We start from the raw sequence: 21,502 nt of genomic DNA on the forward strand, positions 1-21,502 counted from the left end.
CACGCGACTAGTCGCGTTTGACGTAGCGGTTATCCATCTTCCACGTTTAGTTTAGAGGTAACGGACGGATCGTGCAGGCGGCAAACGATACCTTCGTCTGATTGTGTCGGCTGACGCCATGTGGCGTAATGAAATTGCCTGCTCTGTGCGTCGCGGAACAGGTATCGGGCGCTACACCCGTCTGCGCTCGATGATCTGCGCAGACAGGACAGATAACCCCCTGGTCTTCTTCGTCTGCTGGGCACGGTTGGTCGCCGTGCCCTCTTTTTGTTTGCGCTATAACGAGGGCGACTACCCGAGCGCCGAATCTGCTGGTCGTGACAGAGTTTTTTATTGCGCGGAAGGAGTCTCTTCCTTCAACATTCGCCACGCACATGTCGCGCTAACAATTGCGAGGCCAACCGCGCAGATAATCACGGCACGAAACGCGTCGACAAATGAGTTCGTGACCGCATGTTGGATTGCCACGTCGGCGTACTGCACCGATGCGAGCATCGGCTTCTGCCGATCGACCTGCATCCGAACCTCTTCACTTGGCCGCAGCTGGTGCATTGCGAGGTCAAGGTGGCATCTAAACGAGATCGACAGGATTAGACCGAGCATCGCTACTGCGAGAAGGGCGGCAACACGGGATACCGCGTTATTAATACCGGACGCCACGCCCAGTTGATCCGCGGGTGCCGAACTCATGACGGTAGTTGTCAAAGGAGAAACGCAGACCGACATCCCGAGTCCAAGCACAAGCAGCGGTATAAAGAAAGTCGACCAGTATGTCCCATCGCGACCAGGCAAGGAGATGCCGGCGAGACCGACGGCGACGATACTGCATCCTGCTGTCAGCGTCCTGCGCACACCGTACCTCTCGAGCAATCCTCCGGCCCACGGGGACAGCACGAATAACGTGAGAATCATCGGAGCAAGTGCGGCTCCTGCCTCTGATGCCGAATAGTGATGGATCTCAATGAGATCGATCGGCAAGAAATACATGGTGCCCCAAAGAGCCGCATACAGAAAGAACGTGATGATGTTCACGGCGACGAACACTGGCGCCGCCAGCAACGCAGCGGGAAGAAGCGGCGCCCGTGCCCGTGTTTCGGTTCTTCTGAACACGAAAAACAGCGCAACGCTGGCGAGCGCGGCGGGGAGCACGACCATCACGTGCTCCTGGGCGCTCATCAGCGAATAGGTCAACATCGCTAATGCAGCGGCGAGACTTATCGCCCCAATCCAGTTGATCGATTGGGGTTTCGCCATTTCGCGACTTTCGTGAAGTCGCCACGCAAAAAACACAGCCAGGCCAGCCATCGGCAGGTTGATCAGGAAGGCTGCGCGCCAGGAAAAGTGGTCAATGGCCCAACCGCCTGCAAAAGGCCCTATTGCGCCCATCATCGCGGTCACACCCGACCAGATTCCGATAGCGCGAGCACGCTTTGCCGGGGCGTACGCCGAGGTAATCAATGCGAGACTACCCGGGATCAGCAATGCGGCGGCAAGCCCTTGAATAGCGCGGGCAATGACGAGCATTGACAGTGTGCTCGCCACTCCACAAAAAAGCGATGACACACCGAACAAGGCGTTGCCCCAGATAAAAATCCGCTTGCGTCCGTAGAGGTCTCCCATGATGCCGCCAATCAGCAGAAAGGCTGACAGCGTCAGAGCATATGCTTCGACAACCCATTGAACTCCTCCCGCAGTTGTCGAAAACGACGTCTGAAGTGCGGCAGTTGCGACGTTGACAACCGTGCCGTCGACAAACGCCATCCCCGAAGCGAAGATCGCGGCGGTGAGCGCGCTACTACCCGATCGATCCTCCGAGTCGCTAGCAGACTGATAGATTTTCACTAGAGGAACCCCGCTGATAGCCTACTGACTTGCACCGATATTGTGGTGGTTCGCGCCACGATGCTTAGGGGCCTGTCGTCTTTAACGAGTCCATCCGCCCAGCAACTACGGCGGCAGCAATCGCCAGGACAAAGATGACAGCACCTGCCCACATCGCAGCGTGCAAATCAATGTGATCGACTGCCAATCCGCCGATCAACGAGCCCAGCGTGATCGACAATTGAAATATCGACGTGTTCATGGACTGTGCGGCCTCGGGCGCATGGCGTGTCGAATCGTATAGCCATAGCTGTGTCCCGACTGGCGCCATGCCCCACGACAGCGCCCACAGCAACAAACTGGCGATCGCAATGCCCCGATAACCGGGAAGGCCAGATAGCGCGACGAGCGAAAGGCAGAACAACGCTATATTTCCATAGACCGTTTTGTGCAGATCGCGTCCTGCCATCGCACCACCGACGAACGTCCCGACGACCGTCAATACTCCGTACGCAAGGAGCAGGATGCCGATCGTGTCGAGGTCGAACCTCGCCACTTTCTGAAGGTCGGCGGTCACGAATGTATAGCCGCAGAAATGGCCGGACACGACAAAAATGATGGTGCAGTAAATCGCAATAACCTTGCTCGACTTCAGCAAGCCGATGAAATCGCTCAGGATGACGCGCTGCTTGACCTCGATCCGTGGCAGCAGGAATATTTGCGAAATGAACACAATGATTGCAAGTGCGCTTGCGATCGCGAAGCCGGTACGCCACGCATAGTGGGTGGCAATGTACGTCCCCAAAGGCACGCTTACGACCGACGCGACCGAGATACCGGCAAATACCAGCGACGAAGCCCTGGCGACCTTGTCCTGAGGCACGAGGCGCGCTGCAGCCGTAATCGAAATGGACCAGAATCCGCCAACGCCGATGCCAAGAATCGCGCGAGCGAGTAGCAGAACATAAAAGTTGGGGGCGACCGTCGACATCATGCCGGACACGACGACGATTGCTGAAAGAGCAAGAAGAACAAGGCGTCGATCCAGGACGCCCGCAGCTAATGCGGTGGCCGGTGCCGCGATAAAACCTAACGCCGCCGTCGCGCTGACGGTCAGACCCGCCGTGCCATCTGAAATGCCAAAGCCTTTAACCACGCCTGGCAAGAGGCCGATCGGAAGAAATTCCATGACCACGAGCGCAAAGGCACCGAATGCGATGGCTGCCACGCCCAACCAGCATGGTTCTATCGCAACAGGGGCGTCATTGTGAGTGGTTGGCGTGGACATGAAATCCCTCTCGATCCGACACTGAGCCACGACAATGGCTATCAGTGTCTTTCGCGGCATCTGCCCGAAGAATGTCGGTAAAAAAATGGGCACGGAAACATGCCGTGCCCCGCACGCGAAAAAGGCTGGTATGGAGGAGCAACCCGCTCGCGTAGTAAGGAGACGAATCACCCGGGCACGACGATCAATCATCCGGATGACCGATTGCATTACGCCATGTTTAGAACGGGAAAACAATCAGACGAAGGTATCGATCCCGTGCGCCGGATCGAGCAGACTCTCGCGTTATCGTGCAAGGCTCGAATGGCTATATGCCAATTTCGATCGCCATATGTATCAGCTCGGCAAGAGACGCTGCGTTCATTTTGCGCATAACCTGACCACGATGAGCCTTCACCGTGATTTCACTGATACCCATCTCTTCGCCGATCTCCCGATTCAGGAAACCTTTGAGTATGAACAGCAGCACTTCGCGTTCACGCCGGGTGAGTTCACCATATTTCTTTCTGATGGCCATTTTCAGCCACTCTTGCCGCACGAGGCTTTCGCTCCGCTCAATGGCAGAACGAATCGCATCGAGCAATTGAATGTCGTCGAATGGTTTGGTGAGGAACTCAACGGCGCCTGCCTTCATGGCCTGCACAATGGTCGGCGCATCGTCCCTGCCGGTAATGAAAATTATCGGCATTGCGGGACGATCGAAGGCGAGCATCTTCTGCAGCTCGAGCCCGGTGAGTCCCGGCAGTGCGATATCCAATAACAGACACCCAGGTTTGGGCGTATTGGGGTACGCAAGAAACGCACTGGCACTATCGAAGCTTTTGACTTCGAATCCTTCGTTGTCGAGCAGCGACTCGATAGACTCCCGAACGGAGACGTCGTCGTCAAGTATAAAAACCGTCGCGAGGGAAGGCTTGGCAAGCGTCGATATTTCGCTTTTCACATCAGCGTTTGCCATGTTCATGATTCTCTCCACATCACCAAAAATCATTTGCTCCTAGTGTCTTCGTACGGCAGCCTTCAGTGCGTCAGAAAGCTCAATGTCACTGAAAGGTTTGTAGAGACAGGCTATGGCATCGGTCTCGAGCATCTGGGCATGGGCAACACCGCTCTGATTCGCGGTGATGAATATGATGGGAACGCTGATGTGTCTCGCTCTCAACTCGTACGCCAGTTCAAGCCCTCCCATCCCCGGCATGATCAGGTCAAGAATCAGGCATCGTGTCGTCACAGCGCACTGGGATTCGAGAAACGCTTCCGCCGATGCGAACGCGGCCGCCTCGAAACCCAGTTCCCGGACGAGATCTGGCAAAGATTCACGCACCGACTCATCGTCGTCGACGATGGATACGAGTAGCCGTGTTTCCATCGTGCACTGCTCACACGAAGCACCAGACATATGAACAAATCCCGGTGAAGTCAAAAAGCTGCGTCGCAGCGCCTGGCAAAGCGATTCATTTCCGGAACATCGAGAAAATAGCGTTCGCCAGCCGCGTTGTCTATTAGCCTATAGTGTGAGATCAGCTTTTCCCGCTCGAACAGCGCCTCGGACACTCTCAGTATTTGGGTTGCTTTGACATGGAATGGAAAATCCCACGATTGCACCCTTTTCTTGCTTTCGCTCGGCCCAAACTTTGCCGCCATGGGCTTCGACTATCCAACGGCTGACAGATAGTCCAATGCCCATTCCGTCCTGCTTGGTGGTGTAAAACTCTTCGAATAATTTGTCCGCCGCGGCAGCGTCGAATCCGGTTCCGGAATCTTCGACGCTCAGGCAAACGAAGTTATCCTTGTAGCTGATACTTACAACGATCGTTCTCGCCTTCCCTTGAGCTGCGTCGATGGCGTCGATGGCATTTCGAACGAGGTTCAGAATGACTTGCTGGATTTGAATCCGGTCGCCCTTAACGGGCGGTACGCCATCGTCGAATAACTCGGTAAGCGCGATTCGATCCCTGCGCAATTCGTCCTGAACCAGTTCGATCACCTCACGGGTCGCATCGCCGAGCCCCCACCAACTCGCGTTGATTTCCTTGTGCTTGAAAAGCTTTCGTAAGCGCGAGATCACATCTGCAGCGCGCTTTCCGTCCCGAATCGTTCGTCTTGCCGTTTCGACGGCACCGGCAATATTCGGTGGATCGCTGCTAAGCATGCGCAGGCTTGTGTTGGCGTTCATCACGATTCCCGCCAACGGTTGATTGACCTCATGGGCAATTGCAGCGGTAAGCACGCCCAGACTGCTCGCCCGTGCGGCCTTCGCAAGCTCTGCTCTGGCCTGCTCCAGTGCTTCAGACGCGAGATACCTTTCCGTCACGTCCTGCGCGGTGCCGATATACTCGACCTCTCCGCTCGGAGCCTTCGTGGCATAGGCGCAATAGTGAAGATATTTGACGGACCCGTCAGGCATTAGGACCCTCATCTGCTCTTCAAAATTTTCCCCTTTCTCTACGCCCTGTTTCACCCTTTCGAAAATAAAGGGCGAATCCCCCGGATGGGTGCGCTCTTCTATCATCGAACGGGTTACCGCCGCTCCGCATTCGAATCCGAAAATGTTGCACAACGTCCCGCACAAAGAGACGTGCGTCGCGCCGACGCGCCACGAAAATGTGCCCAGACCTGTCAGGCGCTGCGCCTCGGCCAGAACGGCTTCGCTACGGCGAACTTCCTCTTCCGCCAGTTTGCGGTCGTGAATATCGATGCTCGTGACGTACCACCGCTTGACGATCCCAACTTCATCCCACATGGCATTGGCGCGAAGCCAGAACCATCGATATTCCCCGTCTTTGCGTTTGATTCTCGCCTCGAAACCGCTGTCGTGCTGGTCTTCTGTCGTCGTCACCATTCGCCAGTGCTGCGTTGCATGGCGATAGTCGTCGGGATGCAATGCCGCGGTCCAACCCCAGCCATCGCTCTGGCTGGGTGAAAAGGCCGTGTAGTTGTACCACTGCTCGTTAAAGAAGTCGGCATGCCCGTCCGGCAAACACGACCAGATCAGCATCGGCACAGTATTGATGAGAAGGCTGAGGCGTTTTTCACTGGCCGACCACTTTTCTTCGGCCCGTTTCCGATCTTCGATATCCGTTCCCGCGCCATACCATCGCACGATGCTTCCAAACTGATCGTGAAACGGTTCGATGCGAAGCAGGAACCATCGATACATGCCGTCCCGACGTCGAATCCGAACCTCGACTTCGCTCGGTCGACCCGACGCAAGGGACTCCCGCCATTTTTCCATGCGACGAGAAATATCCTGCGGGTGAATCGCAGCCTGCCAACCCCATTCGCGAGACTGGGCCGCGGAAAGTCCGGTGTACTCGTAGTGTTTCCGATTCAAAAATTCGCATGAACCGTCGGGGAAACTGCTCCATGCCATGGTCGGCACCAGATCGAATAGCTCGCGTAACCGCCAGTCGGGCATGCCAGTCACTAATTTATTTTTGTAAGACTCCCGAACGGCATCTAACGGCACGCTCTGCCGTCTAGGGACCGCGTCTTCTGCCAATTCGAGCCTGGCACCCATGCGGACTGCAAGCTGTTCAATTGCGGGAGTCAGTATCTGCTTTTTGTCATACGGCAACTCACCCAGATCTCTCACGATCTTTCGCGCCGCTATATTCAGCACGAGCTGCTCGGCCGGGCTAGGGAAACCGGCACGGGATGCTTCTGCAATCAGCACGCCAGATAAACGGCCGGCGCTGAATTCAAACCGAAATGGTCCGTGCGTGGCAGCCCCAGCGCCAGACTCGGAAACCGGCTCATCCAGCGCCGCCGAAGCAGGTATTGCTGCATCCCTCGAGTTTCCGCCAACTTCTATCCTTTCGACGACATCGATACGTGCCTGACCTGATTCGTCCAGCGCGCGCAGATGGAGATAGTCGAGGCGCAGAGCGGCGACTAGCGCGCGAAAAAGCACTTTGAAAACAGCAGTCGTGTCCTGATCTTGCGAGGCTGCCGGCTTGAACAGCAAGCCTAGAATGTCATCTAGCGCAGCTACAGGGCTGACGGTATCGGAATGGGTTGTCGTGTAACGAGAGACTTGAGGCTGCAAAGCTTCATGTAATCGCAACTCGCTTTCGGGAACGGACCGCAGGTCGTCTAGCGATAGCTTTCTCACCTGAGTATTATCAAGTTGCTTCATATCCAGTCCGCGTCACAAATTCCCGATATGACCGTCTCTTTCCGCCAGATTTGCGTATTGCGACGTTCTGGAGCCACGCAGACCGACCAACCGCAAGGTGTCCATCACTCACGGCCAGGTCTACGCCCTATGCGCTGAACCGTGGCCACTCCTCCTCGTCGCCCGACGAGTTCGCCAGGACTTGTCAGCGCAAACTCCCGTGCAGCAACCAGCTTCAATCAAAATAATCATTTCTATTTTGATGTGGATTTCGTACGCTCACCATAATACTTTAGCACAATTTGCCCAAATACGCCGGATACGGTCTTCAAAGAAGTAGTGACGCTTGATACCTTGGTCCAATTGTTTCGCGTGGCTGCCTATGGCGTAATTCGCTCACAGATTGAGCCTACGTCGCTCCGTGAAATCTGCCTCACACCAATTCCGCGGCTAATGAACTGGACGTAGCCAGCCCTATCTGCCAACGCTCCTATTTGCGCTAACACGTAGGCCGCCGGATTAGCTGATCTCCGAGTGCGCAAGAGGGACGTCGCAATTGCCAATCGCAAGTTGCGTAGAACGGCTGACAGCAGCGCCAACCGGCGTCGCTTTCTTCGAAGGAGTTGCTTGATGAGCAAGCCACATTTCCCCCAATCGTCCTTGACGTGGCATCTCGCGTCGAAGCAAGCCGCCGGTCTCTGCTCGGGCTCCGCTGGCGAAAATACGAAGCGCCGCTCCGTTGGAGCAGTACCCAGCACAACACAGCTTGAGCATCGTTCTCGCCATCCAGCTGTACAGCACGGCGGAAAAGCACGCCGGGTGCGATATCAGGTGCATCAACTAAATCGTTCGCTTCTCCTGCGTCTGGCCCTAGCGCTCAGGGGCGACACCATCTATCCAGACTCGGTCAAGCGACGCCTGTGCCCTATTCAAAGGTCGGCACCCGGCATATTTCGCGTTGCCGGTTCAAATCCGCACGTCACCTGATCCCACATCGCATTTTTAGGTCTCACGAGCCAATCAAGAGAGAACTGCCATGAATCATACGAGTGAAGATCAATTGTTTGCGCGAGCCTTGCTGGACCTTCTTCATCCCCCTCAAATAGCAACTGAACAGCCGAAAATCCGGGTACCGCGCAGCAGTCGTTCGATGAAGAAGCTGATGCAAATGCACGTCGAACAATGCAGCAACGGCAACCCTCACCCTGCGCTTCCCGCCGTCGTGCTCGAACGCCCCACACCAAGCACGGTTGCCGTGCGTTGGAGTGATCCACGCTCCGGCTACTACGGCGAGCAACTCTGGCGTATGTCACAGTCTCGAACTCGAGCATTTTGTGCCGCCACTGGCGCGTTGATCGGACCCGGTGACATCGTGTTCAAACCATTAGCCAGAGGATCCACGATGCCATTCAACCGTGACCGAATGATTCTCGCGTCAGCCATCGGCGTGTACACGGAAGACAACACACATTAGCCACGACAACATCCGCTTTAAATTGCCATCGAAATTCTGCGCCTGACGTGCACCTACATTACATTTCGTCCACCCCGTTCTGACGCACCCGAAGTTGCGTTCAATGTGCAAGAAATTGCCGGCGACGAGACGCGTTGCTCTCCACAACTGCGCCTCGTCATCTCGTCTTCTCAAGTCTTTAGCGGATTGCCGCGCAGACTTGCTCTCAGATTCTTACCACGCCTACGTCATTCAATCTAACGCGTGCATCGCTTCAATAGCGCTTAAAATTCCTTGAGACCAGCGTTACCGACTCCACGCTCATCAACATCGCTCTTCTTTCATTCTGATGCTTCGTGATTTCCGACCACGCTACAACGTGGCATGAGAGATAAATTTCGTTACCAGATAGGAATCGATGGCATCGGGACCTCCCTCATAGCCGAACCCACTGTCGTTGAGACCTTCAAAAGGAGTTTCGGGTAACTCAAGGCCAAGGTGATTAATTGAAATCATCGCGGCACGAAGGGAAGAGGAAAGCAGAGACGCGACGGCCGTCGATCCCGTAAATACATAAATGGCGCGTCCGTAAGGCAGCCGATTACTTTTTTCAATCACTTCGTCAAGCGTTTCAAAAGTACTCAGCAATGCGACTGGCCCGAACAACTGGTCGCTCATGATGCGCATGTCTGACGTCACTTCACTTAGCACGGTCGGCTGCAAGAAATAGCCTGCAGTTCCTATCCGGTTCCCACCGAATTCCAGTTTGGCGCCGTGTTCAATAGCATCATCGACCAATTCCTGGATTCCATCCAAACGTGCAGCGCTGGCAAGCGGTCCCATATTCGTAGCCGGACGATCGTCACCGCCGACCTGGATGCGTCTGGTCTCGGCGATGAACCTTTCTTTGAATTCATCATAGATGCCGGCATGGATCATGAAATGAGTAGGAGCCGTACAGGCCTGCCCACAATTCCTGTATTTGGAGAAGGCAAGGAGTTTCGCCGCCATCTCAACATCTGCGTCGTCCATGACGACAGCTGGGGTATGTCCGACGAGTTCAACGTTGCTACGTTTCATGTGAACGCCGGCAAGCGCCGCGACATGCTTGGCGTCACTCAAAAAGCCGGCGATCGTCACCATCCGGACTGCCGGATGTGGGACGAGACAGTCAGCAATTTTTTTGGCATCGCCATAGACCAGGTTCAGCACGCCCGGCGGGATCCCGGCATCGACAAATATTTCAGCTAACGCTGCATTGGTCGCCGGGGTCTGCTCAGGCGGCCGGACTATCACGGAACAGCCCGCAGCCAACGCGGGTCCGATCTTCCGGATCGCCTGTGAAATCGGGAATGTAGTTGGCGTGATCGCGACCACGGGACCAACAGGCTCGCGCACAATCACCTGACTAAACCCAGGGCCACGTGGCGGAATTATTCTGCCGTATGCGCGCCTCCCCTCTTCCGCATACCAGTCGAGAAGATCCGCGGCAGCCTCGATTTCAACGCCGGCTTCTCTTATCGGCTTGCCCTGCTCGCGCGTGATCAACGCCGCCATTTCCGGAGCGCGCTCGCGCAGCAAGTCAGCCGCCGCGCGAATGAGCTTGGACCGGTTATAAGCCGAACGCTTCCGCCATGCCATAAAGCCAGCCAGACTTGATTGTGCGGTCGCCGCCAGATCTGCTGGACTAGCGTGGATGGTCTTCCCGCTCAGCATTCCACTTCTAGGGTCGTGCAGGTCGGTTTGCTGCTCGCCCGTTGCCGGTACCCAGGCTCCATTAATGAAAAGACGGTCATGGACGGCTACCTCAGCGTCCAGAACGATGTCGTCGCCACTATCGTGCGATGCGTGGTCCATCTTATCCGCCACTTTCAACTGACGTTTGATTCCGTTGCGCTGCCAAAATTGGCTCGTGTGTTGTTGAACAGCCTGACAGCCAGGCAGAGGTTCCCCTTCGTCGACGCAATTTACTGGCGTCCTGGGAATTTGAAGTTGGTGTGATTGCATCGGACTGACTAAGCAGACTATGAAATCATCTGCCGCCTTAAGAAGGGAAGGATAATTTCGCACGCAATCACTCACGAGCATCGACGCGCGGTTCGAAGGCTATCCAGCCGGAATACAACGAAATACTAGCAGGGGCAATCCGTTGCCGCCTATGCCAATACGTCAGCGCCTATGCTAAAACGTTATGGGCTATACCTTAAAACCGTGCATAGATCGGCCTACCGATTGAAGTCGTCATATCATGCGCATTCTTTTGATTTTAAATATCGATCAAGGTGACCGCCGGATCGATCTGCCCGGTGCCTGGAGGTGGTCATGAACGGAGTAGATCAGTGAAGTTCAAGCTGCGACAAATGGAAGTCTTTCGGGCTGTGATGCTCACAGGCACGGTCAGCGGTGCTGCGCGAATGCTGTTCGTTTCGCAACCGGCTGTTAGCCGTCTTCTGAACCATACGGAGACCAGCTTAGGCATCACCTTGTTCGAACGTACCGGCGGAAAGCTGCTGCCCACTGAGGCCGCTGCGGCCCTGTTCGAGGAAGTCCAGGAGGTCTACGATGCGGCGTTGCGGGTTGACCGGTTCGTCGAAAATCTGGCAAGCCAATCCGCAACTGAAATAGCGGTTAGCTGTAGCCCATGCCTTGGGTTAGACCTGTTGCCCGAAGTTATCGAGATTTTTAGTCAACAGAATCCGAAAGCGCGCATTCATTTTCATACTACATTGGCGATCGACACGCCGGGCGAATTACTCAGCAGGAAGACAGATCTGGCGGTTGTTGTCGTTCCGGTGAACAATCCAAATCTTATCGCGGAAGAGTTGGGTACCGGCAAGATGGTCTGCGTGATGGCGCGCAACCATCCGCTGGCGTCGCGTGAAACGATTACATTCGAGGAGCTTTCCACTCACAAGACGATCTTTGCCTCCTCCAGCATCGACTTTGGAAGCCTCATTCGCTCAACGCTCGAGGCGCACGGCTTCGACATTACCCCCACCATTCATGCTCCCCGAGCGGAGCTCGCGATAGCGCTTGCAAGACGATCTTTGGGGTTGGCGATCGTCGATGAGTTTTCCGTTGCAAACAATATCTGGGGAGACCTCGTCGTCAAACCTCTTTCGCAAAAGATTACCTACAGCGTGAGTGTCCTGACTCCGAGATTCGCGGTTCGCTCGCGCATGGTCGAGCAATTTATCCAGATCCTCCGGAACTGCGTGCGTTCGCGCGCCGCGGGCGATTCTGCCAACTGAGTCGCGACACGCGTCACCCTGGCGATGATTGCTATCCGCCTTGGGCTTAATCGCGCAGGCAAACAACCTCTTATGAAGCTTCCTACTGTTCGGACCTCCTAGCCTAAGCGGAAATAGCACGTCGAATGCAGCAAATTCGAGAATCGAATACCATCAATAAAAAGACGATGAGCAAGCGAGTCTACGATTCGCGCGTTTAGTACTCGGCACGTTTCAAAAAGCAGGGGCGAGTCAGATGATGGTAGAGGCTCTCACATGGATCACCTGAACGCGATCAGACTGTTCATTCTCGTAGCAGACATTGGAAGCTTTGCAAGCGCGGCGCGAGCGATGCGCATTTCAACATCAGTCGCAACACGTCATGTGACCTTTCTCGAAGAAAGGCTGGCCACTCGTCTGTTTCATCGAGACACCCGGAAAGTGACATTAACCGACTCGGGGGCGATCTACCTCGAGCGTATTCGACATATCGTCGATTCCGTCGACTCGCTCGACAATATTTTTGACTCGGCAAATCTGGAGCCAGCCGGGGCACTTCGTATTGTTGCGCCCGTGGCGTTTGGATCTTGCGCGCTAGGTCCCGTCATTGAGTCTTATTGCAAACAATTTCCTAGAGTAAGCACCGACATCACCCTGGACGACCGTGGGGTTGATCTGGTGCAAGATGGTTTTGACGTCGGCATTTTCGTCGGACACGAAATCCATAGCGAGACGTTGATCGCCAGAACGCTGTTGTCGGGCCGCCTGGTCGTGTGCGCGACGCCGGAGTATGTCGCCGAACACGGTGCGCCGCTTGATCGGAGCGGGTTAAGCGAGCATCAATGTCTGGTGACCTCACAGGGAAGCACAGGTGTAGCGCGCTACCTTGCGGGTGCGGCAGATATCTTCCACACGAAGCCCAAGGATATTGTCGTTTCCAATAACCTCGAGATGCTGCGTCAACTCGCCTTGCGCCATCTTGGGCTCGCCATCTTGCCGGACTACCTCGTCCAGCACGATATTGCACAGAATCGACTAGTTGAAATCGCGGGAGACTTTGATTTGGACAAGGTCGAGATCAAAGTCGGCTATGCCAGCCGCAAACATTTAAGCTCGAAAATCAGGGCTTTCGTCGACCACGCCGCACGTCATTTTGGCCAGCAGACGGGGCTGCGCGCATAAGCTGATCTCCGCACTGCTTTATTCCCCCCGCAAGGTTCAGCGGACGATTGAGGTTGTGAAAATTGCACTGTCTTCCGTACAACGATCTGCATCTCGCAGAAGGTCGCAACAACTACTCGGGCTAATCGTCGCCGCTTCCGTAATGTGGCGCCTCTACCGCAACCGCGTGCAAATGCGCGATGTATTTGGCCTGCGAAGATTCCGCCCACGCGGCGCAAATTTCTTTTGCCGTCATGTCGTCGGAAGATGTCACGACGTCCAGCAACGCGCCATGTGGACTGCTTTCACGTATGTTCCAAATCTTCATGTTGACTATCTCCAATGCGATTTCGAGCGGAAGTTCATTTCGCAGCCATCGCGGGCATGAACCGTATTCTGGCGTATTTCTGAAAAATCTTCATACGACCACTACGAGTGACCTGAGTTTCTCAGAGACGATACGGACATTTTTCTTGATCAGAACGACGACGATATGGAATTCGTCGAGCGTGCTTTGCGCAGAGCGGTCTGCCGCTTTGGATTGATGAATAGGGCTAGAAATGCAGCAACGATGCCCGTAGCACCCGCAAGAACAAACGCAGTCAAGTAGCTTCCGTAAGTGTCACGCACAAACCCAGCCATCCATGCGGCGCACGCCGCACCAAGCTGATGCGCTGCGACCACCCACCCGAAAACAACCGGGGCGTCGCGATCGCCGAACGCTTCCGTCGCCAGTCGCATCGTCGGCGGCACTGCGTTTCTATCCACAGGATTGCGGTTGAAAGACCGTTTTCATTTCCACGAAAAAAACCCAGTGTCCAGTTTGAAGACCGGACACCGGGTGACAAAGACGACGGTGTTCCGTTCTCACAGTAAAGTGGAACGATCTGGAGTTTACCCGTCAGCCACAAGATAGCAGGATTCTTTCAAGCCTGCTTGCGGCTTAATGCAAGTTCCAATCGTCTCCTTCGTTCTGCACTCCAATTTCCTTCTTCGCCCTGTCGAACCGCGAGCGGCCTTCCTGCCGGCTCGGGACGTCTTCTGCGCGTTTCGAAGATTCTTCATATAATCCAGCAAGAGCATACAAGAGGTCCCGGGCAAGGCAGTAACGGCAGGGGCCGCGCTCCAGCCGAATACCACTCGCAATTTGTAAGATCGCAGCGCCAACGAAAGGAAAGGGTTGATGCTCGAAAAACGGCGCATTCCATTCATCCCCTATTCGAACTGCAATCTGCGAATGGGCGATTTTTGGGCAATCATGCTCGAGGATGAGACGTTCGCTGCAGGTTGTGTGCTGGATCCGCTTCAGGCGAGCTCCCGCGTCGAATTCTTTGGAGCCCTTCTTGCATGGCATGGGTCCACACCTCCAACCGCAGAAGCGCTCGAGTGCTCCCGTACGTTGATGCAGGGCTATTTTCATGTCCGGATCATCGCCAAGTCGGGAGGCATAGTCGGTCATTGCAAGCTGCTAAATCGCGAAACCGCGCCGCCTGCTTCATCTAACCCGGCTGACGCGGAGCGACGACTCAAAGGCCGTCGCCGCATTCTCTCACCGTCACGCGCTCCCAACGCATTGTGGATGGAAGCACACAGGGTTTTCCTGGGATACAGCCCCGACCGGTTGAACTGGCCTCCCCTCTATGCGCGACGCACGAGAAACCAGCTGTAGGCAGACACGTCGCTTTTAGCCGTAGAACTCGGAAGGTCGCCATGCGTTCGCATACAGGCCAACACAGATGCATTGTTCGATCACCTGTCCCAACGTCGAGCCCGAATTTTTGCTCTGCTTCGATGGTAAAAAATGACGCCGAGTTGACCTTTACGCCAATTTGCCCATCGAGTAACTTACTTGTATTAGGCCCGACATCCAGACACGGATGCGCGCTTAAAGCATGACACTGGCACTAGCGATTCCGTCTGGATAGGCATGCGCGTCGGGCGAACTGATCGCCAGTTAGTATTAAATCGGAGACTTCCCGGCCATGGCTATTCTGGAACTACGACCCAACTGCGAATGTTGTGATACGGATCTTGGCCCGGCTGATGAGGCTTATATCTGCAGTTACGAATGCACGTTTTGTCCGTCATGTACGCGCGGCATTCTTAAAGGATATTGCCCAAACTGCCTCGGTGATCTGCAAAAACGTCCGATACGACCTAGTGGTGGCCCCGTCGGCGGCTTGAGCAAACATCCTGCATCCAAGAATCGTGTAACGAAAAAAGAAGGATGCGTGTCGACGCCCGATCCGACTCGAGCAAACGAAACGTGGACAACATAGTTCGATAACGTCGGACCGTGCGTTTGCGTAGCAATTTAATTACGCTCATCCACCTCTTTGCCAAGTTTGGTAAAGAGGCAATCGCTTATCGAGGTGACTCGACATGACCATCATGCTTAACTGCCCGAATTGCGGAAAGATCGGCATGATCGACGAAAACTCGGTCGATCTGGTTGACGAAAAAATTGACCCAAAAGCATTTTTGGCACCCGAAGGTTTCCGAAAGGTGGCACATGGTCCAACGTCTGACGAGGTCTTCCTCCACTGCTGCGAGTGCGACGTCCCCGCAGAATTGCCCGTCTTCCACTGACTGTTTCAGACAGTCTAAGCACTTATATAACGGCATAGCATGCCTCGTTAGAGCGTAGTGCACTTCAAGCGCGATCAAGAACGCTTTTGTCAGTAAGCGTGGCACTCTTCCGGTCCTGCCTCGGAGCTAGTCAATGCGCGTGTCAATGCGTGGCGATCCAGCCTGACCGACTCCTCTGTTTTCCTAGCCAATTCAGTCGCTGTAGAGATCAGTGGCCGCGCTCCAGGCCGTGATTTTTCAACGACGATTCTCAAGATTGGCCTGACATGTTGCTTGTCAGTTCATCATCCAAACGGCCTCGCCTGGACGATGGTTCGTCAGCGCCGATCTCTTCCGCTAGAATAATCCGCAAGCGTCCATCGGACTGGCGGCAATCGCGGCGACGTTTAACTCTCTGACAAGCCATCGTGAATCCTCATAAGGTCTGCTTTCTCATCTATCCGGGTGTCGCTTCATACGACGTGGCCGGCCCCGCACAAGCCTTTGCCGTAGCGGGAAAAGATCGATACAGCGTAACCATCGCGTCCGTATCGGGAGGCCTTATAGAAAGCGATTGTCCCGGCGTCTCTTTCGGTAGCGTCAGTGCGGCAGAAATCACCGGGCAGATCGACACCCTGGTTCTTCCGGGCGGCCTGAACGCCCCCACAGCGGCAAGAGGTGAAGCTCTCCTTGGAACCGTACGGCGCCTCGCCGCTCAGGCCGATCGTATCGCGTGCGTGTGCACAGGTGCTTTCCTTGCGGCAGAGGCCGGCATTCTGAAAGGCAAACGTGCCGCAACCCATTGGCGATATTGCGACGAATTCGCTGAGCGCTTTGCCGATGTCGCGCTAGAGCGTGATCGAATCTGGGTACAAGACGGAACCATCTGGTCTTCCGCTGGCGTCAGTGCGGGTGTGGACTTGGCGTTGGCACTGATAGAAACCGACCATGGAGTTGCGACAGCGTTGGGCGTCGCACGTGAGTTGGTAGTCTTTCTAAAGCGTCCTGGCGGTCAATCACAGTTCAGCACCGTGCTATCAGGGCAAATGGCCGATGCGGGCGGCCCACTAGAGCAACTGCTCGCCTGGGTTGCCAATAACCTCAACGCAGACCTTCGCGCCGAGGTCTTGGCCGAGCGAGTAAGTATGAGCCCACGGACTTTCGTTCGTACCTGCGTATCGCGCATTGGACTCACCCCAGCAAAGGTGGTTGAGAAAATGCGCGTGCAAGCGGCTCGCGAATCAATCGAGCAGAGTGACACTCCACTCGGCGTGATAGCAACGCGTTACGGTTTTGGTGACGAGCAGCGGATGAGGCGAGCATTTCAGCGGAATGCCCGGATCACACCACGCGAAATAAGGGCAAGGTTTCGAATTTAAGCTCATCGACGATGTGAGGTGCAATGCCTCACCTGAGTCGAACAAACGGCGAGCCAGTTGCTCGACATTCCGACTCCGTCCCACGCATTAGTCTGATCACTTTCTTAACTTCGCCAAGCCGGGTCTCTGGGTTCGTTTAGAACCCTACTTCATGGTGCGAGTTCGAATCCGCAGGTACGCTTCGATTTGCATTTTGGCGTATGATAACAATCCACAAATCGTGCGACTGAGAGCCTCGCGACTGTTGGCCCGCAAACCAACTCTAATCTGGAGTGTGGTTCGCAAGACAGAATCGATCTCATCCAAATTTCCCGGCAAGCGCCAGAACTCATGTAGATACAGAGCAAACCATGCATGTCTTTCAAGCAATACGCGAGCGTCGCTCCATCAAGAACTTCAATCCCCTGCATCGCTTCAACGAGAACGAAGAAAATCTTCTGATCGAGCTAGCGGTCCAATCACCCTCGTCGTTCAACGCGCAGCACTGGCGGCTCGTGAATGTCAAAGATACCGAGCTGCGTAAAAAAATTCGTGCGGCTGCCGCCGACCAACCGCAGGTTACCGACTCATCGCTGCTATTTGTTGTCTGCGCCGACCTTAAGGCGTGGCAAAAAAGCCCCGATCGCTATTACCGGAATGCGCCCCAAGATATTCAGGATCTACTGGTACCGTGGATGGGACGATTCTATGAATACGACGATCAACTGCAGAGAGACGAAGGCATTCGCTCAGCTACTTTAATTGCCCATACAATGATGCTTTCGGCAAAGGCGATGGGTTACGATTCGTGTCCTCTCATCGGATTCGACCCAGTAGAAGTCTCGAGACTGATCAAGCTGCCCGACAACCACATCATCGCCATGATGCTTGCCATCGGTGAGAGCACGAAACAGGCATGGCCGAAACCTGGCTATATCGACCGCGCCGAGATGTTGTTCGAGGATACCTTCTGACGGTTTCGGCCGCGTATTGATGGTGGCCTGATCGCGACGCAGCCTCTTTGTCTTCCGGCTTAGACGGCTGCGCCGCCGCTTCATCTTCTCACTAGCAAAAGTGACGCTCAACGCCTGAGACGCTGAAAACAGGGCTGTACTATACCGGCGCCCAATTGCAGGCTACTACCCGCCGACAGCGAACGAGCCCAAGAGACAGAAGGCGATCTGGAAAATCGAAAGACTTGTAGCGGGCGCTAGTGAAACAGGATATACGGTGGTTTCTGATCAACATGCTCGGTGACTTCGCTAACGATTCGCTCTGCGTCAGCCACCTCGTTCAACGCCGCAAAGAATCGCTCGCGTGGAAAGCGGTCAGTAACGCAACCTTGAACCAGAATCCACCGCTGATAGACGGTGATCCAGAGCGTGCTCTGCCGCCATGCCGGCAACACTTCAGACAGCCATTGCAGCCGACGGCGAGTCGTTTCCGCGATTTCGCCGTCGTAATCGAACGCGTTTGGTAACCGGCATCGTCCCTCCAGCCAGCAGTGGTTTCCATGCTCAATGCGATGGTGGGACTGACTCATCCACTCTTCCTCACTGACTCTCGGCCCGGCAGGCTCCGGGCAATTCTTGATGGCAGATGAGATTTGAAAAAATGGGTCGTGCCCACGATTCTCCAATGTCTCTTGAGCTTCTGATGACGATGTCACCGCTGCAACGACACTCCAGACCGCACAGTAGATGAAGAGCCGCCTCCCGATATGGAGTCTTGAGGCACTAAGTTCCGGAGTTTGGCGCGTTGTCATAGGTTTTCCAACGGCTAATCCAGCGCGAGCAAGTCGATAAGGAACACAGCCATTCTTCAATGGAGAACGACGCCCACAGGCCGCGTAGGGGCTGGGCAGGTTGAGATGATCGGCGAGCTGCCCAGATTCACATTCGGTATGAGGATTCCAAACACTATCCTCACTATGATTGACCGTCAAGTGTCGAGATTCCCTGATGTCGGGCACAAATCTCGGCCGAATGCATTCATTGAGTGCCGTAGCCGGCCATCTAGATTCTGATCTTTGAGTAGGCCGCAGGTGAATTTTTTGTCGGGCCTAAAAATGCAAATGTGTTTTTCTAGTTCTATGACAATCTCGTGTGGGACAAGTGCGGCTGTATGGAGGCATGCCATGCAGACCCGCTCCCGCGCCGATTTTCTACGTCTGCCTAACGACCTTCTTTTGCTGCACCCAAGACCCGTTGGTTACGGCTTTCAATCACGACCTCTGTTGTCTCTGTTGCGCCCGGGCCCGGTACATAACGAATATCACGGAAGGTCAAGGCCTTGCCCTTGCCGCTACGCACCGTGAGTGGATCGACAGGGCTACCGGTGGCATCGTCGACCATCGCGATACGTGCCTTTCCGTTCGGTGTAAGCCACTTGTCGCCCCATTGCATCAGCGCGACAAGAACCGGGAAAAGCTCGGTTCCTTTTTCCGTCAGCCTGTATCCAAACGTGTTGGCACGCTCGGCCAGCGGGAAGCGCTCAATTATCTCCAACTCGACCAGGCGCTCCAGCCGCGCCGTTAGAACGTTGCGCGCGATGCCAAGTTCGCTTTGAAATTCGTCGAAACGAGTCGTCCCCTGCGCGCACTCCCGCACGATGAGTAGCGTCCACCACTCGCCAACCTCGTCTAAGGCCCGAGCAATCGAACAGTTCGTTCCAGTAAGTCGTTTTCTGTACATGAGGTTTTTATAGCACGGTAAGTTTTGTCACGCAACTGTTTAATCAACTTGCAAAGCAAGCGTACCGGCATCATCCAGTTGCGTCACGCAACTGAGTTATGTATAGTTTCGTGACGCAACTGTATCGCTTCAATTTTAGGGGAATTGCGATGGATCGCCGGTTATTAACGCTTGCTCTTGGCATGTTTGCATTGGGCACCGACAGCTTTATCTTCGCCGGCATCTTGCCGCAGATCGCGCGCGCCTTTCACGTCAGCATTGGCGCAGCTGGTCAGATGATTACTGTGTACGCCATCACCTACGCGCTTCTGGCGCCCACGATTGCCGCGCTCGCGGCGGCCGTTCCTCGCAAGCGCATGTTGATCGGCGGCATGAGCCTGTTCGTCGTCGCTAATCTCGCAACCGTCGTTTCGCCGACTTTCAGCATTGCGCTCGCTACTCGCGCAATCGCAGGCGTGGGCGCCGCCATGTTCTCGCCCACAGCGAGCGGAACCGCTACGATGCTCGTCCCACCCGATCGGCGCGCGTTTGCACTCTCCATCATCGTCGCCGGCCTGACGATTTCCACTGCGATGGGAACGCCGATTGGAGCCGTGATCGGTGGTCTCGCTGACTGGAAGTGGGCGTTAGGCTTCGTTGCAGCACTCGGTGCAGCCGGCCTTGTTGGCGTTATGGCGCTGCTGCAAGATGTGCCTCTCTCGCCCGCCGTTTCGTTGAGCAAGCGCTTTGCCCCGCTCACAGATTCACGCGTCGCTCTAGTCCTCGCAACCACGGTGCTCGCTCAAATCGGGACCTTTATTGTCTACAACTATTTCTCGGTGGTGTTCGATCGCGCCATTGCCGGCAATACGACAGTGGTCGGCGCTCTGCTCGTGCTTTGGGGCCTCGCGGGAACCGTCACCAACCTGCTGACGGGGCGGATTCTCGACAGAATGGGATCGCGCAAGGTCGTCATCGTCATGCTCGTTGCGATCATGGCGGTGATTGTCTCGATGCCGTGGTCGGCGGCTCACCTCTGGAGCGCCGCTATTGCCGTCACCATCTGGGGCGGCTGTTGTTGGGGCCTGCTGGTTCCGCAGCAATTCCGACTCGTGCAGTTGAATCCGCCGATGGCGCCTGTGCTCGTTGGGCTTAACACGTCCGGCACCTATGTCGGCGTGTCGATCGCCGGTGTGGTGGGCGCCGCAGCCATTCCCACTATCGGCAGCCACAATCTTGGTTTCCTCGCGAGCGCGATTGTCCTCGCAGCGCTTGTTGTATCGGAGCTCGCTAACTGGCGTATCGCCGCGGTCGCAAATGCTTCGGCTGTCAAAAACGGCGCTACTGCCTGACAATATCGAACGCGAAGGTTGCAGATTCAGGTAAGCGGTTAGCAAGGCTAAAAGGATCGTCGACATTTCCTTGCAGGTAGGCGATATCCTTTAAGGCGACGAGTTCACGTTTGTTCCTTACTGCCGCTACGATTTTTCGCTTCGCTTTAAAGCACGGCCCTACGCCGACCTGACGGGACTTCAATGCGAAGCAAGCGTAGGGCGCTTTTGTAAAGCTACAGGCTTCGTGGGCATCCGATCCAGCATCGAACTATGCGCCACCTCATTGCAGGTTTCGCCGTGGCGCAGTCTTCCCGGACTGCTAACGCGAGACACGCTAAGTCGAGAGCATACAAGCTGGGTAGTAAGCCGCCTAATGCAAGTGCCGGTTGTGTGCGACGCCCTGCCCGTCATACATGTATGTTCAAAATTTCCTTTCTGAATTATTTCTTTTACGTCGTTCGTCGACAGACGAAGCGGTTCCCTGCCGGTCCTTTTTCCAG

The 21,502-nt window shown here is 55.3% G+C and carries 18 protein-coding genes and 1 pseudogene; 8 read left to right on the forward strand and 11 right to left on the reverse strand.

Going from position 1 to position 21,502, the window contains the following annotated elements; translation table 11 throughout:
• Positions 1-330: 330 nt before the first annotated feature.
• From P3T18_RS02005 to P3T18_RS02025, 5 genes are all read right to left on the reverse strand, one after another.
• Positions 331-1,842 carry an MFS transporter gene (locus P3T18_RS02005; RefSeq protein WP_429298232.1) on the reverse strand — a complete coding sequence of 504 codons (1,512 nt, stop codon included), beginning with the start codon at positions 1,840-1,842 and terminating at the stop codon, positions 331-333.
• A gap of 64 nt (positions 1,843-1,906) precedes the next feature.
• The gene (locus tag P3T18_RS02010; RefSeq protein WP_429298233.1) at positions 1,907-3,109 is read right to left on the reverse strand and encodes an MFS transporter; all 1,203 of its coding nucleotides are present in this window, start codon (positions 3,107-3,109) and stop codon (positions 1,907-1,909) included.
• Positions 3,110-3,416: 307 nt separating this feature from the next.
• Complete coding sequence (locus P3T18_RS02015; protein WP_429298234.1) at positions 3,417-4,073, reverse strand: response regulator transcription factor; 657 nt, start codon at positions 4,071-4,073, stop codon at positions 3,417-3,419.
• Between the two features lie 33 nt (positions 4,074-4,106).
• On the reverse strand, positions 4,107-4,478 hold the full coding sequence (locus P3T18_RS02020) for a response regulator (protein WP_429298235.1): 372 nt from the start codon (positions 4,476-4,478) through the stop codon (positions 4,107-4,109).
• A 138-nt stretch (positions 4,479-4,616) separates the two neighbouring features.
• Positions 4,617-7,247 carry a PAS domain-containing protein gene (locus tag P3T18_RS02025; protein WP_429298236.1) on the reverse strand — a complete coding sequence of 877 codons (2,631 nt, stop codon included), beginning with the start codon at positions 7,245-7,247 and terminating at the stop codon, positions 4,617-4,619.
• A 1,015-nt stretch (positions 7,248-8,262) separates the two neighbouring features.
• On the opposite strand from P3T18_RS02025, the gene P3T18_RS02030 reads away from it, so the two are divergent.
• Complete coding sequence (locus P3T18_RS02030; RefSeq protein WP_429298237.1) at positions 8,263-8,700, forward strand: DUF3331 domain-containing protein; 438 nt, start codon at positions 8,263-8,265, stop codon at positions 8,698-8,700.
• Positions 8,701-9,051: 351 nt separating this feature from the next.
• On the opposite strand, the gene P3T18_RS02035 is transcribed toward P3T18_RS02030, so the two are convergent.
• The gene (locus tag P3T18_RS02035; RefSeq protein WP_429298238.1) at positions 9,052-10,536 is read right to left on the reverse strand and encodes an NAD-dependent succinate-semialdehyde dehydrogenase; all 1,485 of its coding nucleotides are present in this window, start codon (positions 10,534-10,536) and stop codon (positions 9,052-9,054) included.
• A gap of 482 nt (positions 10,537-11,018) precedes the next feature.
• On the opposite strand from P3T18_RS02035, the gene P3T18_RS02040 reads away from it, so the two are divergent.
• Positions 11,019-11,930, forward strand: a complete 912-nt coding sequence (locus P3T18_RS02040; protein ID WP_429298239.1) for a LysR substrate-binding domain-containing protein — start codon at positions 11,019-11,021, stop codon at positions 11,928-11,930.
• A 255-nt stretch (positions 11,931-12,185) separates the two neighbouring features.
• Positions 12,186-13,091: a LysR substrate-binding domain-containing protein gene (locus tag P3T18_RS02045; RefSeq protein WP_429298240.1), complete on the forward strand. Its 906-nt coding sequence runs from the start codon at positions 12,186-12,188 to the stop codon at positions 13,089-13,091.
• A 121-nt stretch (positions 13,092-13,212) separates the two neighbouring features.
• Here P3T18_RS02045 and P3T18_RS02050 read toward each other — a convergent pair whose 3' ends face one another.
• The 3 genes and pseudogenes from P3T18_RS02050 to P3T18_RS02060 all read right to left on the reverse strand — a co-directional run bounded on the left by P3T18_RS02050 (position 13,213) and on the right by P3T18_RS02060 (position 14,529).
• A complete protein-coding gene (locus P3T18_RS02050) occupies positions 13,213-13,398 on the reverse strand; it encodes a hypothetical protein (RefSeq protein ID WP_429298241.1) in 186 nt (61 codons plus the stop codon).
• Positions 13,399-13,547: 149 nt separating this feature from the next.
• Positions 13,548-13,823: pseudogene (locus P3T18_RS02055) on the reverse strand (hypothetical protein); the annotation flags it as partial.
• Between the two features lie 190 nt (positions 13,824-14,013).
• The gene (locus P3T18_RS02060; protein ID WP_429298242.1) at positions 14,014-14,529 is read right to left on the reverse strand and encodes a hypothetical protein; all 516 of its coding nucleotides are present in this window, start codon (positions 14,527-14,529) and stop codon (positions 14,014-14,016) included.
• 529 nt (positions 14,530-15,058) lie between these two features.
• On the opposite strand from P3T18_RS02060, the gene P3T18_RS02065 reads away from it, so the two are divergent.
• The 4 genes from P3T18_RS02065 (at position 15,059) to P3T18_RS02080 (ending at position 17,970) form a co-directional block, all read left to right on the forward strand.
• Positions 15,059-15,349, forward strand: a complete 291-nt coding sequence (locus P3T18_RS02065) for a DUF1272 domain-containing protein (protein WP_429299022.1) — start codon at positions 15,059-15,061, stop codon at positions 15,347-15,349.
• A gap of 103 nt (positions 15,350-15,452) precedes the next feature.
• Positions 15,453-15,659 (forward strand): hypothetical protein, encoded by a 207-nt coding sequence (locus tag P3T18_RS02070; RefSeq protein ID WP_429298243.1) that lies wholly within the window; start codon positions 15,453-15,455, stop codon positions 15,657-15,659.
• A gap of 407 nt (positions 15,660-16,066) precedes the next feature.
• Entirely contained in the window at positions 16,067-17,017 is a 951-nt protein-coding gene (locus tag P3T18_RS02075; RefSeq protein WP_429298244.1) for a GlxA family transcriptional regulator, read from the forward strand.
• A gap of 350 nt (positions 17,018-17,367) precedes the next feature.
• Entirely contained in the window at positions 17,368-17,970 is a 603-nt protein-coding gene (locus P3T18_RS02080; RefSeq protein ID WP_429298245.1) for a nitroreductase family protein, read from the forward strand.
• A gap of 236 nt (positions 17,971-18,206) precedes the next feature.
• On the opposite strand, the gene P3T18_RS02085 is transcribed toward P3T18_RS02080, so the two are convergent.
• Together P3T18_RS02085 and P3T18_RS02090 are read right to left on the reverse strand one after the other, a co-directional pair.
• Positions 18,207-18,761, reverse strand: coding sequence for a BON domain-containing protein (locus P3T18_RS02085; protein ID WP_429298246.1), 555 nt, complete (start codon positions 18,759-18,761; stop codon positions 18,207-18,209).
• Positions 18,762-19,170: 409 nt separating this feature from the next.
• A complete protein-coding gene (locus P3T18_RS02090) occupies positions 19,171-19,689 on the reverse strand; it encodes a winged helix-turn-helix transcriptional regulator (RefSeq protein WP_429298247.1) in 519 nt (172 codons plus the stop codon).
• Positions 19,690-19,799: 110 nt separating this feature from the next.
• Between P3T18_RS02090 and P3T18_RS02095 the strand changes: the two genes are divergently transcribed.
• Positions 19,800-21,020, forward strand: coding sequence for an MFS transporter (locus tag P3T18_RS02095; RefSeq protein ID WP_429298248.1), 1,221 nt, complete (start codon positions 19,800-19,802; stop codon positions 21,018-21,020).
• Positions 21,021-21,502 lie beyond the last annotated feature (482 nt).

Source organism: Paraburkholderia sp. GAS199, from assembly GCF_050436585.1.
GTDB lineage: Bacteria > Pseudomonadota > Gammaproteobacteria > Burkholderiales > Burkholderiaceae > Paraburkholderia.

What these genes read in the sequence shown, in the direction of transcription:
- P3T18_RS02010 (WP_429298233.1), bottom strand. Translation starts at nt 3,109, where the DNA reads ATGTCCACGCCAACCACTCACAATGACGCCCCTGTTGCGATAGAACCA.
- P3T18_RS02015 (WP_429298234.1), bottom strand. Translation starts at nt 4,073, where the DNA reads ATGAACATGGCAAACGCTGATGTGAAAAGCGAAATATCGACGCTTGCC.
- P3T18_RS02020 (WP_429298235.1), bottom strand. Translation starts at nt 4,478, where the DNA reads ATGGAAACACGGCTACTCGTATCCATCGTCGACGACGATGAGTCGGTG.
- P3T18_RS02025 (WP_429298236.1), bottom strand. Translation starts at nt 7,247, where the DNA reads ATGAAGCAACTTGATAATACTCAGGTGAGAAAGCTATCGCTAGACGAC.
- P3T18_RS02030 (WP_429298237.1), top strand. Translation starts at nt 8,263, where the DNA reads ATGAATCATACGAGTGAAGATCAATTGTTTGCGCGAGCCTTGCTGGAC.
- P3T18_RS02035 (WP_429298238.1), bottom strand. Translation starts at nt 10,536, where the DNA reads ATGGACCACGCATCGCACGATAGTGGCGACGACATCGTTCTGGACGCT.
- P3T18_RS02045 (WP_429298240.1), top strand. Translation starts at nt 12,186, where the DNA reads ATGGATCACCTGAACGCGATCAGACTGTTCATTCTCGTAGCAGACATT.
- P3T18_RS02050 (WP_429298241.1), bottom strand. Translation starts at nt 13,398, where the DNA reads ATGAAGATTTGGAACATACGTGAAAGCAGTCCACATGGCGCGTTGCTG.
- P3T18_RS02060 (WP_429298242.1), bottom strand. Translation starts at nt 14,529, where the DNA reads ATGACCGACTATGCCTCCCGACTTGGCGATGATCCGGACATGAAAATA.
- P3T18_RS02070 (WP_429298243.1), top strand. Translation starts at nt 15,453, where the DNA reads ATGACCATCATGCTTAACTGCCCGAATTGCGGAAAGATCGGCATGATC.
- P3T18_RS02080 (WP_429298245.1), top strand. Translation starts at nt 17,368, where the DNA reads ATGCATGTCTTTCAAGCAATACGCGAGCGTCGCTCCATCAAGAACTTC.
- P3T18_RS02085 (WP_429298246.1), bottom strand. Translation starts at nt 18,761, where the DNA reads ATGACAACGCGCCAAACTCCGGAACTTAGTGCCTCAAGACTCCATATC.
- P3T18_RS02090 (WP_429298247.1), bottom strand. Translation starts at nt 19,689, where the DNA reads ATGTACAGAAAACGACTTACTGGAACGAACTGTTCGATTGCTCGGGCC.